Raw genomic sequence first — 17,081 nt, 5'->3', positions numbered from 1 at the left:
GCAGTACAAGGATTTAATGTCATGAATTCGATCACAAAACGGGTGTCCGGCATCAGCCGGATTTTGGTGGCAGGCTCATTGATCAGCGGGATGCCAGCACTGGCGCAGATCGTTCCGAACGCGGCGATGCCCGAGACAACCCGGCCACAGGTCGTACAAACCGCCAATGGTTTGCCGCAGGTCAATATCCAGCAGCCTAATCAGGCAGGTGTATCGCTGAATAACTACAGCCAGTTTGACGTGCAAAGAAACGGCGCCATTCTGAACAACGCGACCGACAACACGCAAACCCAACTGGCAGGCTGGATAGCTGGCAACCCCTTGCTCAAAGGGCAATCTGCCAATGTAATTGTGAATCAGGTTCAGTCCGTCAACCCCAGCCTGCTGCGAGGGCACCTGGAGGTGGCAGGACAACGGGCGCAAGTGGTGGTGGCCAACCCAGCCGGTATTACGTGCGAAGGCTGCGGGTTCATCAATGCCGATCGGGTCACGCTGGGCACAGGCCGTGCCGAACTCAATCCTGCGTCGGGCGTACTGGAAAATTTTGTAGTGCGTGACGGGACGGTGACGCTGGACGGAATGGATACGTCCAATACGTCATACACCCAGGTTCTGGCACGGGCCGTGCAGGTCAAAGGCAAGGTGTGGGCCAATAAACTGGATGTCACGACTGGGATCAATGCGGTTCATCAGCAAACAGGCGCGGTCACGCCGCTGGCCGTCGATGCCGCCAGCACGAAAGCACCACGCGCCGCAATCGATGTTGCCCGGCTGGGAGGCCTGTATGCAGGTCAGATCAATCTGCTTGCCACGGAAAAAGGGGTAGGGGTCCATCAAGCCGGTGAAATTGGCACAAGTGGCGCGCTGACGCTATCGGCTTCAGGCAAACTTGCCAATACGGGCCAGATACGGGCTGATCAGAGCCTGCGCGTGGATGCAAACGCGATTGATAACGGCGGTCAAATCTACGCAAAAGACTCGCTCTCGATAAGCAGCGCAGCGCAATTGCGCAGTGCCGGTACGCTGATCGCCGGACAGGACCTGCATCTTCAGTCGACGGGTAAACGCGGTGGCGTCACCCTGGAGTCGGGGTCTCTCACTGCCGCCGGTGTGGATTCGACTGGAGAAATCCAGTCCGGAAACATCCACATTAAAGCGCAGGGGGCGGCGACAGTGCATGGGCGCGCATTGTCGGGCAACGGTCTGATCGTGTCTGCCGGTGAAATTCGGGCCGAACGCGCCGACGTGCAATCCAATACCATCCAGATGCAGACCCACACTGGCCCGCTGGCGCTGCAGGGCGCTCGCGTCAAAGGCAAGAGCGTGAGTCTCGTCTCGTCGACGGGTCTGCTCAATGATGAAGGACGTATTGAAGCGGGTAGTCTGACATTAAGTGCGGACCAACTATCCAATCGCAAGGGCAGCGTCATTCAGGTCGGTCCAGTCGCTGCCAGCATCTCGGTCGCAAACCGCGTGGAAAACCAAGAGGGCCTGATCGCCACTCAAAGTCATGCGTTCTCCATGAAAATGGGCACGCTGGATAACCGGGCGGGACGGATCGAATACAGTGGCCAGGGCGCTGCGGCCGTAGCCGCAGACCAATTGATGAACGGAAAAGGCGTCATCATTGCGGGCAAGGACGCAGCAGGACTGACCGTGCGCGCCGGACATCTGGACAACGATCATGGCCTGCTTGCAAGTCAGAATGCATTCACGTTGAAGACCGGGACATTGTCCAATGCTGCAGGACAAATCAAGACTGCTGCCGGGCTGACGCTCGGGACGGCAGGTCAGGTAAACAACACCGGTGGCAAGATTCTGAGCGGACAGTCCATCACGCTCGCCGCAGGCGGGGTGAACAATACCGATGGCATCATCCGTGCCGGTGGAGCAATCAATGCCACACTGACCACTACACAAAATGACAGCAACCGCGGCGACGCCAATGGCGTACTCAGCAACCTTAACGGCCTGATCTCGGCGGAAAAGCCGATCATGATTGACGCACACACCCTGGACAACAACAGTGGTGTCGTCACCAGCAGCAATGACATTGCCTTGCATGCCGCTACCGTCTCAAATCGTGGCGGGCGCATTGAGTCCCTCGGTCATCTTACCGCCAGTGTTGCCGGCAAGTTGGACAACGAAGGCGGCGCCTTGCGCTCGGCCAAAGATGTCACGATGACGGCCAACGAACTGAACAACCAGAATACCAAAACGCCTGCGGCCCAGTCCGGTCAGGAGAACAGTGCGCCCAAAGGGATCGAAGGGCGCAATGTGCTGGTGAACGCTTCTGTCGTGAATAACCAGGGCGGCAGCATATTGGCCAGCGATTCGCTGAAAATCAATGCCACGGATTTGATCGACAACCGTGCCGGCACGGTTTCCGCCGTCAATTCCGTTGTGCTGGTTGATCGCAACAGGACTGCCAATGACCGTGCGACCGGCCTGCGTCTGAATAACGAACAGGGCGCCATCACCGCTGGCAACACGCTTTGGCTTAACCTCTCCGGCCTATCCGGTGCGGGTACGCTTTATGGCGGACAGCGCTTCGATCTATTGCTCTCGGGCGATTATGCGAATACATCAACGCTGTCCGCAGCGAAAGCGCTTCGGCTTGACGTTACGGGTACGCTCACCAATAGCGGGTCACTGCAGGCAGCAGAATCCCTCTCTGTAGCGGCTTCCAATATAACCAATACGTCCGCGGCACGCATTGTCGCGCCCAAGACCCGCGTGAGTGCAACGGGCATGCTCTATAACGAAGGGTTAATAAACGGCGAGGCCACCCGAATTGATGCCGGGCGCATTCATAACGCGGGCGGCCGTATCTACGGGACAGAGCTTGCATTGCAAACAGGCGAGTTGCTGAACAATGGGATTGATCGTGACGGTGCGCGCGTGACCGGTACTATTGCCGCACGTCGAACCCTGGCCGTTGGTGCGGACACGCTGGACAACAACGACGGCTCGCTGATCTATAGCGGCGGCTGGGCCGTATTCGGCAGATGGCTGGCTGCGCAAAACAAAGTAGACGGCAACATGCAGCGCTTTACCAACAGCGCCTCGCGTGTTGATATTGCCAGCGATGGGGCTATTCATACCCAGTTGTTCCAGAACCTGAATCCGGGGTATCGGACGGGTCTGGTTACCATCTCACGTCGGGACCGGACGCTGTATCAGCCTGATACGTTCAGTGAACCGCCGAATGAGGATAAGGCGATATTGGTGAGAGGACGGGACTTTAATAAGGTGGTTTCGGAGGATGACGACAAGTATCCTTGGTCATTTTGGGGTAACCCACTGCAGCCGAAGTTCGCCAGACTCGACGGGCGGATTGGAAGGCAGCATCAACTGATGTTGGCGATTGAGCATAAAAAGAGATTTGTTTATCCAGATAGCAGTCCGTTTCATGCAGGTGAGGTCATCCCAGAGCATTACATATTAGGTTACGCACCTGATCATCCGATCTGGGCGATATTGGGTTTGCCTGCACCGTCTGCCAATATTCCAGAGCAACATATTGAGAAATGCGGGTATGGTGGATGTGAAAAGGTCATTTCGGAAGCGTTCAAAAAATACCTGGCAGACAATCCGAGCTACGAAAAACTCAATGTCATTCTGCGGGGTTACAACTGGCATGTACGCAAGCTTTTCCATGGCAACTACAACATCTACACGTTCAATGAGACGCTTTACCGCTCCGAAGTGCTCAGCAGCACGCCCGGGCGTCTGAATGTGGGTGGAAACCTGGCGCTGGAAGGTTCAAAGTTTGTGAATGACAAGAGCACCGTTTTGGTAGGCGGACAGCTCACAGGTAGCGTCAAGCAATTTACCAATATCGATGACACCACGGCGGTCGAACGGCTCGTGCGTGATGGCTCGAAACGGCGTCACGAGCTGCATCGAAGTTCGGACCATTATAGTGACTACGAGACATACAACCCGGTTATTGAACGTCATATCACGTTGCCCGCAACGACTTACGAAATCGGCACAGGTAATCCGGTTAGTGCTACTTCGGTGGACCCGGTTTTGGATCACAATGGGCAGCAGGTCGGTGTTGGCGCAGCGGGTCCGCGTGCTCCGATTCAAGTCGTGTCCGGCCCGAAACCGGAAGTGGGACAAGGAGAACTGGTTATCCGTACCCTGGACCTGCACCTGGAAGTGCCTAAGGCCAGTCTGTTCCAGTTGAATCCAGGTTCGCCCGATCGGCCATTGATTGAAACCGATCCTGCCTTTGCCAACTATGAAAAGTGGATTGGATCAGACTACATGCTGGCACAACTGGGTCTGCTTGACAAACCCACCATACCCGGAGACGAAGGCCAGCGGCCCGGTGACACGGTGTCCGGCAGCCAGCCGAATCAGAATCTACGTCCCGGCCTGACCTTTGTACCGAGCAACCCGGCCGAGGTTTCGGCGACTCATACGCTCAAGCGTTTGGGTGACGGTTACTATGAAGCGCGAATGGTCGCCGACCAAGTCGGGCAGCTCACCGGAAGGCGCTTTCTGAACGGACAGGATTCCGATCTTGGGCAGTTCCGCACTTTGATGCAAAGCGGTGTCGATTTTGCGCGAGCCCACAAACTGCGTCCTGGCGTTGCCCTGACCGCAGAGCAAATGCAGGCATTGACCAGTGATATTGTCTGGCTGGTGGAAAAATCCGTTACCTTGCCTGACGGGACGACCACCAAGGTTCTCGCTCCACAGGTCTATGTCCGAGTAGGTAAGGGCGATCTGAGCGGTACAGGCACACTGGTCTCGGCCGACAAAGTCGATCTGACGCTGTCTAAAAGCCTTGATAATACCGGCACTTTGGCAGCGCACAAAATGCTGAAAGTGGATGCCGATAGTATCCGTAACCTGAACGGTGCACGAGTGTCTGGCACCGACATTGCTCTGAAAGCGCGCAGCGACATTGATAATATCGGCTCAAGCATCAAAGCAGAACGGCAATTGAACCTTTCCGCAGGAAACGACATTCGGATAGGAAGCACTGTCAAGCACACGCAGGCAGACCGCAGTACCCATAGGCGCGGGAATACGAACTACGAAAACACTGTTATGGACCGGGTTGCCGAGGTTTCCGTGCGCGGTCAAAATTTCGACGGCAAATCCACGGCCGGCACGTTGTCCGTGGTGGCGGGAAATAATATCAGCCTGAACGCAGCAAAAATCACCAACAGCGCCGATGCACCGGAGAGCCGCACCCGTATCCAGGCCGGCAATGCGCTCACCATGGGAACGGTGACGACCGGCTACGTTTCGGATACAGAGTTCGATTCCCGCAATCGGGACAACCGATCCGTCTCAACCGAAGTCGGTACCCTGGTCAAAACCGCCGGTGATATTGCGCTGCAGGCCAGGGATACCACCTTGCGCAATGCCAACGTGCAGAGCGACAAGGGAGAGTTCAGTGCTGCCGCAGAGCACGATCTGACTATTGAGGCCGGACGGGCGCAAGAGCACAGCGTGCGCGACACCTATTATAAGCACCGTGGCTTTTTCAAGAGCGTAACCAAATCGTCACACGTTGAGCGTCATGACGAATACACCCTTGCCAGTGAACTCAGCGGCCAGAATGTGCGGTTGCAGGCGGGCAACAACATAAAAATGACCGCCAGCAATGTCGTAGGCGATCGGGACGTGCAGATGTCCGCCGGCAACAACCTGACTGTGGCGCCGGAAACCACAAGGCATTCAAAAAAAGAGGAATACACAACGCGCAAGAGCGGCATCCTCTCGGGCGGTAAGTTTGGTGTGACCTTCGGCAGCCAGCGCCGCAGCGACGCCTATGATGAACGTCATACCCTGCAGAGCCAGTCGCGCAGCACGATTGGCAGTCTGGAGGGGGATGTCTCCCTGAAGGCGGAAGAGCAATTGGCCCTGAACGGAACCGATCTGGTCGCAGCAGGCAACATCGCGCTCAATGGCAGCAAGGTCAACATCGACGCCGACACCGATCATCGGTACAGCAAAGAAACTCATAGCTTCTCGCAAAGCGGGGTCACGGTGTCCGTGGAATCTGCCGTGATCGATGCCGTGCAGGCTGTCTCGCAGCTTGAAATTGGCAAAAAAGCCAGCCAGACAAAAAGCTCGCGCATGAAAGCGTTGGCGACGCTCAATGACATTATGTCTGTGGGCGATGCGGTTTCCGGCCTGCAGAGTACTGCTGCTTCATTGCAGTCCGCCGCCGCTGGCAAAGGCGGTAGCGGTACCGCCGGCGCCGTTCTCAGCATCTTGGTGGGTGGCAGCAGCAGTAAAAGCGAGCGCGTCGTCGAACAGCAAACCCATCACGGCAGCCTGTTGCAGGCCGGAAAAGACATCCGCATCCAGGCCAGCGGTGCCGACGACAGTGATGTTCATATCAAGGGCAGCAATGTGTCTGCCGGTGGCGACCTACAAATTGCCGCCGGACGGGATATCGTATTGGGCTCCACCGTTGATACCGAAAGCGTCCGGGGCCGCAATCAAAGCAGCAGCGGCGCGGTGGGTGTTGCCATTGGGTATGAAAACGGCAGTGCTGCATTTGGTATACGCCTGTCAGGCTCAATCGGACGCGGCAAGGAAAATGGCGATGCCCAGATACACAACAATACCCGCCTGAATGCCCAGCGGGAAATTACCCTGGAGTCGGGCAAGGACACAACCTTGCAAGGCGCGACAGTGACCGCACCGCATATCCGCGCCAACGTGGGCGGCGACCTGGTCATGGAAAGCCCGCAAGATACCGAAACCTACAAAAGCGATCAAAAGAGCGCGGCAGGTAGCGTTACCATTGGTTATGGCGCCAGTGGGTCGGCGCAGGTCGGCATGCAGAAAATCAAGAGTGATTTTGTTAGCGTGGGCGAGCAGACCGGCCTGATCGCAGGCGACCAGGGTTTTGACGTCAAGGTTGGCGGACATACCGCACTCATAGGTGCCGTGATCAGCAGTACCGACCCCGCCGTCCAGACAGGTGCCAACCACTTCAGCACCGGCAGTCTGTCAATTCAGGATATGGATAACCACGCAGAGTTTCATGCCACCTCTGTAAGTTTAGGCGGTGGCTATTCACCTGGGGCAAGTTCTCCATTTGGTGGTGGTGCGGGTATCGGCAACAAGAGTGGCTCGGCATCGAGCGTCAGCCGCGCCGGCATCAGCGGCATTGCGGGTCACACGGATGTTCGCGCCGGTGACAAACAGACGGGACTGCAAAAAATCTTCGATGCAGAAGAAGTACAGAAGGAAATAGCCGCCCAGGTTGCCATTACCAAAGAATTCGGCATGCGGGCCAGCAAGCTCATTGGCGACTATGCCGACAGCCGGCTGATGGAAGCGGCTGCGCTGCAGCGCCAGGCGCTCAATACCACTGATGCGGTACAGCGCGACCGACTATTGGCGCAAGCGGCCAGCATCAACGAGACCTGGGGAGAAGGTGGCGCGGGCAGGATTATTGCTCACACCGTCGTCGGCGGACTGACAGGCAATGTTGCGGGCGCGGCGGGCGCAGCGGTGAGCCAACTGAGCGCACCCGCCATCGACAAGGCGCTCAGGCGCACCGATATCCCGAAAGGCTTGCGCGATGCGTTGGTGGGACTTGGCAGCAACATCGCGGGTGCAGCGGCCGGTGGCGCCACAGGCCACGGCGGAGCAGTCGCCGGCGTTGCAACAGCCCATAACGCCACGCTGAACAACTACCTGAAGCATGACGAGGTCAAGCGGTTTGCCAATCAGTTGCGCGAGTGCCATGGCAATCAGGCATGCGAAAACAATGTTCTGGAGCTGGCCATGCTGGTCAGCCAGGTCCATGACAAAGAGCTGATCAACTGCAAAGGCGAGTCATGCAATCAGCTGAAGGCTGACTATCTTGCCGGCACAAAAGAGCTGAACAAGGCGCTGGCCGACGACAGCAACGACCCGCGGTTGATGGAGCGGCTGCTGCATGCACAGACCACCGGCACGCAAATTGTTCGGCATAAAGGATATGGCCGGGTAGATAACAGCCCACAAGGGGTCGAATCTGCCCAGAAGTTACTGAAGCATATTGAGATTTTATCCAGCTACACCGGAGCCGGTCGGCTTACGGGTGTGGTCACTCAATTGACCGAAGTGGCGAGTGCGATCAAAAATGGCGAACTCGACAAACTGGCCGACAACGTCGTCAAAGGCATCCTGGCTGCGCCTGAAAATATCAGACAGGGGTTGCTAAGCGATGATCCGATTGAACGGATTGACGCAGCGCTTTCGCTGATTCAGGTTAATCCTGGAAAACACATCCTCAAAGGCCGAGGGATCAGCGCCGATGAGCTGCGTGGGCTGGAGGCGGCACGCCAGAAGATTCAGGAGAATCGCATCCAGCAGGCGGAAAAGCTTGCCGGCCAAAAGCCAGTAACGATCAATGCATTGCTGACAGCGACCAACAAAAACGGCGCAGCGCCGACAGCGACGGGCCATATCAGCAAGACGCATTATGAAAACAACAAGCAGTACTATGACAATCTTAGAGCTGAGGATAAGTCATTGATCCAGCGCATCCAAAATGGAGAAGATAAGAATGGCCGCTTGAAAGAGCAATTGGCAGAAAACCTGCTCAAGCGCGAAGGTTATACAATTTATCCTGGAAAATATGGGTCAAACAATGGGTTTGATGTGCTTGCAGTCGGCAAGGACGGTTCGATACTTGCCCTTGAGGTGAAACCGATTCGGAAGAATCATACGATTCAGTTGGGGAGATCGGGGAAAGAGGGGGATGTGATCCAACTTGACAATACCTGGATTAGTAGGACATTGAATAAGTTGCCTCAAGATTTGCCCTATGTGAAGAACGCACAAAAGGTGCATAGAGGTAACTCAATCAATCGAGCTATTTTTGGTGTGGAACCGACCACCGGAAAGGTGGTGTTGCTTCCAGTAAAATTCAATTAGGAATAGAGATGTCTGTATTGCCAAAAACCAAGCAAGCGAGTGCACGTTTAGATCATGTACGTACATACCTTCGATATCAAGGCGATGAAAATACGCTTCGCGAAAGTATCGATTGGCTGCTGAACACTGATTTAGACCGAAATCGAGGAGCGATCATAACTTCGCTCATTGGTTATTTCATGTCGAAAGCGCTAATCGAGTGGTTTTCCAGTGGTGATATGAACCGGATTAGGAATCTGTTCTACAACATTGGTAAGCTTTCGTACATTGGAAGGCTGGAGAATTGGACGTCGGGTTCTTACCAACGCTATACAGTTACAAACGTTTTGGATTGCATGCCTATTCTAGTGTGTGATCATTCCGCTCTTATTCAATGGTGCATGAATACTAATTACGGCTTCTCTGAAGGCAAGAATCGAGACAAGCCGCATTCTTACGAATTCGTCGTGAAAAACATATTTCTGGCGATGCGCCAGCAGTGGGACGAGTTGGAAGAGCGTAGCCGTCTATATATAGCCAATCCGCGGCCGCGGCCATTCAGTAGATTGGATATTTTCGAGTTTGATTATTTTTTGGGTTTGGCGACAGGCGATGTTCTGAAAATGGAAGCGGCCATTTCCGAGCTCGTCACGCCGAAAGGATTGAGAACCAATAGTTCCAGCGAAACTGGGTTTACCGATGGGCTCATCAGTACCCGTGGAATATTGTTTGCTAAATTAGCTTGGCGCAGTGGATACGAAGTAAATATCGACAGTCCTTATATTCCGAAAGAATGGCTGCCAGTGCAGCCACTTGAGCACTATGAAGATGAATTCGACTTCATGAAGCCTTACACGATTGATCCGACATGGGGTGGGACGTTCACGTGAGGTTGTTAAAGTGTTACCGCATAAGTAAGTAATATAAACAAGTAATCCGTACGCAGTACCGTAGTTGGATTAAACGGGATACACGTGTCGGGTTGGTTTGATGGATAAGAAATATGGATAAAGTAAACAGGAACCGAGTACAAGAATTCACTGATTTGGAGCGAAATAATGAGCAATTCGGACAGCAAATCAATATTGCCTTTCGTGAGTTGACGGGACAACTGAAATCGATAAATGCTTGCGCTTGGCCATTAGCAGGACTGGGTTTGGCATGTTCTATTCTGATGATGATGAACTATGTAGATGAGTATAAACTTCCACTCAATCCATTATCTTCGGGCATTATTTCTGCGTTCCCTGCCCTCATCGTCTATAGCGCACTCGTTGTAATGGCTGTCGCGATCCTCCTGCTGATGCCCACTTTTATTCTGTTTGCGTCACCAGACGAAAAGAAAGTCCCGTTGATCGGCAGGTTTCAATATTTGAGATCTAATGGAGGTAAAGGTCAGCGACAACGTCTATTGCTCATGCTTATATGGGTTGCCAATGGATTGCTAAACGCGCTGGTTTTATGGGGAGGTGTCACGTGGGCTGTTAATTCACAATTGCAGAGCCCTTGGCTGGCGGGAGTCCCTATTTTAATACAAATTACTATTACGGCTTTCATGTTAATAAAAATTTGCCGCTGTGTAGGCATTTCAATTAGGAACATGACGCACAATTTTTATTTTCAAGCTCTTGCAGTTGGAGTTGCACATGCCTCACTGATGCTCGTCTTGTATGCATTGGCAATTTCGCGTGCTGAGTCGTTCGGAGCTGGCCAATGGGGCAGCTTGGTCGTATTGGCTATTGTCGTCACGATAGCGTTATTCGTACAATTAATTCTTGTCATGTTTTTCTATGATACAAGACTCTACCGGCAGCCATTCCCCTCTTTTGTTGTGGTGGCTTTTATCATTACTGCGTTGTCCACCGCGATTTCTCCGGTTAGTGCTCAATTGGCTCGTTCTGCATTTCAGGTACGGGGGCCGTCTGGCGGGGCTTGCATGGTGTTGGGTATGACCAGTGACTCAAAGTCGCTCTTGCCGTCAGCTTTGCAAGGAAACGCAGCAGGTCGGAGTGTTCCTCTGCGGATATACATAGAAGCTAACGGGAAGTATTACGCGAGGCCATATAATGTCGGCGCTATCCCTGTAGACAATGAACGCGACGTACATTTAATTCCGGTCGCTAGCATTTCGAAAATCTCGGATTGTCCTGACGAATCCACGAGTGCTAAGGGTAGTGCATAACGCGACGATATGAGTTGCATTGCGTATGGCTCAAAAGGATTGGTAAGCCGTTTTTCCTGATTTTAAAAAAAATGTTTGTGATCGGTTCAGGAAAAACGGGCTTTTTCCACTAATCCCGCAACAACGCCTCCACCGCCTTCGCAATCGCCAGGACCGTCTTATCCTGACCGCCAGCCGCCGCGATACTGAACCCAACCGGCGCCGTGCCCGGCGCATGGCATGGCAACGAGACCGCGCAGCCATCCAGGAAATTGATAAACGTCGGATTACGCAAAATCAACAGATTCGTTTTGTGATAAACGTCGTCATCCTGCAGCTCGGCGATCGTGGGCGCAATCACAGGCACCGTGGGCATGATCATGGCGTCAAAATCGGCCAGTTGCTGTTCAACAGCCTGTATCCAGGCCGCGCGGCGCTGCAGCAGATCAATATAATCAGCAGCAGAGATGTCTTTGCCGCGCCGGATCCGGGATACCACTCTTGGATCGTAGCCGTCAGCCTTATCGGCAATGAGTTGACGATGCCATGCCCAGGCTTCGGCTGCGATAAAGCCACCCTGGGAATTTATGCTCGGCAACTGGTCAAAGGGTTCCACAGATTGCTCAACGATGATTGCCCCAGCGGCTGATAGTTTTGACAGCGTTTGCGCATAGCAGGCTGCCACATGCGCATCGAGCCCGTCCGTTACCGCGTTGGACGGCGACAGCAGGCGCAGACCCTTCAAGGGCTTGGCTGCGACCGGCGCGTCGTTGCCGCCCGACATGATCGCATCCAGTACTTCGCAGCATGCGACCGTGGGCGCGAGGGGGCCGATGGAATCCAGCGTGGTTGACAGGGGCAGAACGCCTTCCTGGGATACGCGGCGGGCAGTGGGTTTGAAGCCGGTCAGGCCGCAAAGCGCCGACGGAATCCGAACCGAGCCACCCGTATCCGAACCAATAGCCGCCGTTGCCATGCCATCGGTCACCGAGATTGCCGCGCCCGACGATGAACCGCCTGGAATGCGTCCTTCCCCCATCTCCCGTTCCCATGGATTGCGCGGTGTACCGTAATGAGGGTTCAGTCCAAGTCCGGAGTAGGCAAACTCCGTCATATTTGTTGTGCCGATGACGACGGCACCGGCATTCATTAATCGCTGCACAACCGTGGCGTTGCGCTGCGCGACGGGCGCGTCCCGCAGCACGACCGAGCCTGACCGTGTCGATTCCCCCTTGATATCGAACAGATCCTTGACTGACAAGGGCAAGCCGTCAATCTCCGAACGCTTCAGGCCGGCTTTGCGCAGCGCGTCCGACGCGGCGGCGGCTGCCAGCGCCTGTTCCTGAAAGACGCGGGTATACACTTTCGGGCCTTCGCCAGTACCGGCGCGCGAGAGCGCCGCCTGGGTCAATTCGACAGAAGAGGTGCCTGCGTTATCGAGTTGAGTGGCAAGGGCAGATAGGCTGGGTAAGGTGGAATGACTCATTGTGCAACCGATAATGACGAATGAAATTTCAAAAAAAGGGGTGGGAACAGCGTTTAAGCGATGACCGGCAGCGTTTCAACGCGATATGTATGTTGCAGGCTGCGGTTTTTGCGCGGATCGTGCAGCTCCATGACGAATGTGTTTGACGGACGGATGCCGCCGATGGCGCCGACTGTGCCGCAAATCATGCCATGTCCTTCGGGCAGGATGTTCTTGTTGCCGGTATAGCCTTCGATCAGATCCTGAGGCAGACGCAGACTGTCGAGCGTGCCTTCCTGATACAGTACTTTCTGGCCGTCTTCCTCAATCCATGAACGAATCACCAATTCGTCCCAGTATTCCACGACATCGTCAAAGCGCCACGCCGTGGTGGCTACCGGTTTGACACAGATCTGTTTGGATTCGGCAACGCCGTAGGCTTCAAGCTTGCGATCCGTATGATCGGACGCGAGACTCACATACATGACGCCATCAACGGTGAACACAAACACTTCCACTTCGCCTGAGGACTCAGTACCCAGCGCCTGGATGGTGTCTGCCTGGGTCAGTTGGTTGTTTGCCACCCGATAATAAAGCGGCACCGCACTCGGGCGCGGTACGCCCAGCGCGGCCAGTTCTTCAATATGGTGTTCGATAGCAGTCAGATCGCGGCCGGCCCAGCCAGCCACAATCAGGGTTTGAATGTCGGCATGCAGGGTTGGAGAGGCGTCTTGGGCCAGGGAAAATTGCAGTTTCATAATAAATTTCTTCGATAAACAAGTGAGACAAGGGCACGCGTCACGAGGGCGACGCATGCATGTGCAAATAAAGTCAGCGTTTTTTGATAAAGACCACGACCAGAATAGAGGCCAGTATTTCCAGCGCGGCGACGAAGTACAGGCCGGATGACAGCGAGCCGGTGCTGGTTTTCAGTGTGCCGATCATATAGGGCGCAACGAAGCCGGCCAGATTGCCGATGGAGTTGATCAGCGCAATGCCCCCCGCGGCGGCGGTGCCAGCCAGGAAGGCGGCTGGAATAGACCAGAAGACAGGGAAGGCCGCCAGAATACCAATAGAGGCAACGGTCAGGGCAACCAAGGCGAACAGGGCATTGTGCAACAGCAAACCAGTGGCAACCAGGCCAACGCATGCGACAAGTGTGGCAATGGCGCAGTGAATCCGTCGTTCGCCGGTTTTGTCAGAATGCGCGCCGTTCCAGATCATGGCGATGGTGCCGGCAATAAAGGGAATGGCAGAGAGCACGCCGATCATCAGATCACTGTTGATGCCGATGTCTTTAATAATGGACGGGGTCCAGAAAGCGATCGTTGCGTTACCGCTCACAATACAAAAATAAACGGCCGCGCAGAACCAGACGCGATAGTTGCTGAAAGCATCCTTGAAGGAAACATGCTTGCCGCTGGTCTGGGCGTTTTCGATTTCAAGCGCTTTTGTGACTGCCTGCTGCTCTTTGGGGGTGAGCCACTTTGCCTTGGCCGGTTTTTCTGGCAGGTACATCAGGACGAACATACCGGCGATGATCGACGGAATACCTTCGATAATGAAAAGCCATTGCCAGTTGGCAAGGTGACCGACGTCTTGCATGCCGTTGAGGATCAGGCCGGCCAGGGGGCCGCCGATCACGCCCGCAAGCGCGAATGAGGTCATGAACAGTCCATTGACACGTGCCCGGTATTCGGCCGGAAACCAGTAAGTCAGATAAAGCACGACACCCGGAAAGAACCCGGCTTCAAATACACCCAGCAGAAAACGCATCACATAGAACTGCGTAGGCGTTGTCACATACGCCATGCCGATGGAGGCTGCGCCCCACAAGATGGTGATTCGGGCCAGTGTTTTGCGCGCACCGATTTTTTCCAGCAGCAGATTGCTGGGCACTTCAAACAGAAAGTAGCCGATAAAAAAGATGCCGGCACCCAGGCCGTATACGGCTTCGCTGAACTGCAGGTCCTGCAGCATATGCAGTTTGGCAAAACCAACGTTCACGCGATCGAGCCACGCCAGAATGAACAGAAAAACCAGGAAAGGAATCAGGCGCCAGGCAATTTTGACATAAGTGGCCTTCAGCTCACTAGGACTGGTGTCCAGCCCGGGGCTGGCAGCAATATTTGCGTTATTCATCGTATTTCCAACTACAGTTGCGTGTTGAACAGAACTGACCGTCAATGAGAGCGGTCAGCGGAATGGAAGAGGCTGTGCTTACAGTGACACACAGAGCGATCCACAGCGGTGGGTGAACAGATGGCCGATGCGCGCGTTGCACATGAGAAAACACGTCGGCAGGCATAAGGTACGCCCGTTATCACCTGCCGGCAGTTTAGGTATCGACAATTTGGCTGTCCAACAAGAAAAAGTGGGGACGGGTGATTGCAAAATCTTATTGCTCGCTTTGCATGCCGGTCACCGCTGTGGTTAGTCTATGTAAATCAACTGGTTATCTTGTTTTCTGTTGTGCGTTGAGCCATCGTCGAGCAGGGGGTGCTGCTTGGGGAATATCAGATGTCCTAGGGAAAACACTTAGTAAAAATACGCCGGGCGAACGGCTCGTCTCGGACTGTTCGGTGGATAAGGTGAGATGTATGAACAGCCTGGGTGCCGTCAATTAATGACAGGCGGGATGGCCACGCTCTGGCCATGTTCGTTGGCAAAGGCAATGGCCACTTCCTGCGCGATCACGCCGATGGTTTCTGCCAGCGGGTTGTCCTGATTGTGCCGGAAGGCGGCCTGCATCTCCAGTGGAGGCAGGGCCGTGTCTGCCCGCAATAACTGCAGGGTATGCTCTTTGAGCTCGCGTTCGATAATGGCCGGCGGAAGGGCGGCGACCCCGAAGCCGTCACGCACCAGCCGGATCATTGTGGCGACAGAGGAGATCCCGTTAAGGTGCAGCGGAATATCGCCGGCCGTTGCAAACATTCTTTCAATGGCAGCATAGGGCTCTGATTCTCGTGCGAAACTGACAATCGGAAAGGCAGCCAGGTCCGATAATGTCAGTAAATCGTTGCCGATTTCCAGTTTCGGACTGCCCGCCCATCGCATGGGCAGTTGTCCTAGCGGGATGGTGTCTATTTGTGCAGCCGCAGGGGCGTTACCCTGCAAAACCAGATCCAGACCGCCTTTGGCTAATTGCGAGGTCAAATGAACCGTGGTGTCGCTGGCAATCTCGATTCGCAGGCGAGGGTAGCTTTCATGCAGGCGCGCCAAAAACTCCGGAAACCAGCTGTGGACGATGGATTCAATCACGCCGATACGAATCACACCCGCGTAGGTGTGCTTGTCCAGCATGTCGTCTTTCATTTCCCGCATGAGTTTAACCATGCGTTCGGCGTGGGCCAGGGCTTTGCTGCCATCAGGTGTGAGCGATACTTCGCGGGCAGTGCGATCGAACAGGCGAACTCCGAATTCCTGCTCAAGAGATGCAATGCGGCTGGAAATCGCTGCCTGCGTCGTGTGCAGACGCTCCGCCGTCATGCGAAAATTGCGCAGTTCGGCTAGCAATACGAAGGTTTCCAGGAAACGAATGTTCATGAATTGATTATAGCCCGGGGCGTTCAGGGAACGTGATGCAATGGGTGGCAGGCGCCAGTGTGAATTGTTGTCGTGGCGAGGGAGGTATTCCATCTGGTGAAGACGTTGTTTCTATCTATATATAGAAGAGAAGAGAAGAGGTCGCAGGCCGGCTGCTATATAGGTAATGGTGATTCGGGTGAGGTGTCTCTCTATATAGGGAGGTATATAGGAAGGCATCTTTATGGAGCGGTATTTCTATAGAGCAGTATCTTTATATAGGGATTATGTTTCTATACAAGAGCGGTATACCGGAAGTGCCGTTTATATACTGGGTGAACTCTATATAGAAAGTGCCTTATATAGGAAACGTCTTATATAGGAAGCGATTTCGTCCGCCGATTGGGGCAGAAGACAAACTGGTGTGCCAAAATCCGGAAAAAACGATGCGCAGCGAGTCTAAATGGCAAAACTGCTGGCATAAAAGACCTGGAATCAGAACCGCATAATCCGTGTTTGACGTTCATTTGTTGTAAAAAGACACAGGAAATCTGGAGTCGGCAAAATTACTTTTCTTTGTTGTAAAAACCCGAAATCGAATCAAATCATGAGCTTAGGGTATGTACGGATCAGAACCCCCCTTTTTCCTTAAAACTTTTTAGGCAAGAGGCTTGCCAAGGCGTTAAAAGCTCTGCTATAGTTTCGATCTTTCCTGCTTAACAAACAACGCAGGGCACCTGCAGAAGGGTACCGCATGAGTGGCAAATTCTTCAGGTAAATCAAGGCGTTGTATGTTGTTTTGGGTAGGGATGAGGCGGTAAGCGTGTTGGCATTTATGAGCGGCACTTCGGGTTTTGGTGGTGGTTTTGCAACGATCACTGAAGCGAAAAAAGAAGGGTCGATCAGCTGAATACGAGAAGCAACTTTTTAAAATAAATGCTTGCTTTTAGTTTCAAACTGATTCATAATAGCGGATTACGCGGTTGAGTTTTCAGGCGGTGTTTTGGAAACGAGATCGGGGGTTGAAGAAAAAAAACTTTC

At 54.0% G+C, this 17,081-nt stretch carries 7 protein-coding genes; 3 read left to right on the top strand and 4 right to left on the bottom strand.

Annotated elements, in window-relative coordinates:
- The first annotated feature begins 21 nt into the window (after positions 1-21).
- From W822_RS24320 to W822_RS24310, 3 genes are all read left to right on the top strand, one after another.
- On the top strand, positions 22-8,910 hold the full coding sequence (locus tag W822_RS24320; protein ID WP_024003080.1) for a two-partner secretion domain-containing protein: 8,889 nt from the start codon (positions 22-24) through the stop codon (positions 8,908-8,910).
- An 8-nt stretch (positions 8,911-8,918) separates the two neighbouring features.
- The gene (locus tag W822_RS24315; RefSeq protein ID WP_024003079.1) at positions 8,919-9,779 is read left to right on the top strand and encodes an Imm49 family immunity protein; all 861 of its coding nucleotides are present in this window, start codon (positions 8,919-8,921) and stop codon (positions 9,777-9,779) included.
- Between the two features lie 113 nt (positions 9,780-9,892).
- On the top strand, positions 9,893-11,071 hold the full coding sequence (locus tag W822_RS24310) for a hypothetical protein (RefSeq protein ID WP_024003078.1): 1,179 nt from the start codon (positions 9,893-9,895) through the stop codon (positions 11,069-11,071).
- Between the two features lie 109 nt (positions 11,072-11,180).
- Here the strand turns inward: W822_RS24310 and W822_RS24305 are convergent, their stop codons facing one another.
- The 4 genes from W822_RS24305 to W822_RS24290 form a co-directional block, all read right to left on the bottom strand.
- Positions 11,181-12,536 (bottom strand): amidase, encoded by a 1,356-nt coding sequence (locus W822_RS24305; RefSeq protein ID WP_024003077.1) that lies wholly within the window; start codon positions 12,534-12,536, stop codon positions 11,181-11,183.
- Positions 12,537-12,589: 53 nt separating this feature from the next.
- Positions 12,590-13,273 (bottom strand): DUF2848 domain-containing protein, encoded by a 684-nt coding sequence (locus W822_RS24300; RefSeq protein ID WP_024003076.1) that lies wholly within the window; start codon positions 13,271-13,273, stop codon positions 12,590-12,592.
- 73 nt (positions 13,274-13,346) lie between these two features.
- Positions 13,347-14,657: an MFS transporter gene (locus tag W822_RS24295; protein WP_024003075.1), complete on the bottom strand. Its 1,311-nt coding sequence runs from the start codon at positions 14,655-14,657 to the stop codon at positions 13,347-13,349.
- Positions 14,658-15,134: 477 nt separating this feature from the next.
- Positions 15,135-16,061, bottom strand: coding sequence for a LysR family transcriptional regulator (locus tag W822_RS24290; RefSeq protein ID WP_024003074.1), 927 nt, complete (start codon positions 16,059-16,061; stop codon positions 15,135-15,137).
- Positions 16,062-17,081: the final 1,020 nt, after the last annotated feature.

The organism is Advenella kashmirensis W13003 (assembly GCF_000506985.1).
GTDB lineage: Bacteria > Pseudomonadota > Gammaproteobacteria > Burkholderiales > Burkholderiaceae_B > Advenella > Advenella kashmirensis_A.
The sequence above is the reverse complement of the archived record's forward strand: the minus strand, read 5'-3'. Positions and strand labels throughout refer to the sequence as shown.